The organism is Vibrio sp. 03_296 (assembly GCF_002265885.1).
On record NZ_NPKW01000485.1, the window covers coordinates 1 to 392 of the forward strand.

General features: G+C 45.4%; 2 pseudogenes. One reads left to right on the top strand and one right to left on the bottom strand.

The features are described from left to right. Positions 1-80: 80 nt before the first annotated feature. Positions 81-173 (top strand): annotated as a pseudogene (locus tag CIK04_RS33935) (integrase); the annotation flags it as partial. A gap of 78 nt (positions 174-251) precedes the next feature. Here the strand turns inward: CIK04_RS33935 and CIK04_RS25580 are convergent. Further along, positions 252-392: pseudogene (locus CIK04_RS25580) on the bottom strand (GMP reductase); the annotation flags it as partial.

The window sequence follows — 392 nt, forward strand, 5'->3', positions numbered from 1 at the left end:
CAGATATTTAGACTCAAAAAGTAAGCCAAGTAGCGCAACTCTGGGCTATACATTAACGAAGACCAGAAAAAACCGCCCCAATCATTAAGCCAACCTCAGGTACTTTGTTTGAAGAGAGCTACACGCTGTTTTGCTACATATTGAAGAACAAACTCGGTATTACCCTAGCATCTGTCGCCATTTACCCTTGTTGTCGTAAAAAAGAGCCGCAAAAGCGGCTCTAGATAGTTTGTAATTTTTGAAGTATCGGCTTACTTCTCTTTACCAAACACGTTGTTCTCTTGCTCAAGAACGCGGATGAACGTAGTGCGTTTGGTGAGCTCGCGAAGCTCTGCCGCGCCTACGTAGGTACAAGTTGAGCGCACGCCGCCAAGGATGTCTTGAATGGTGCT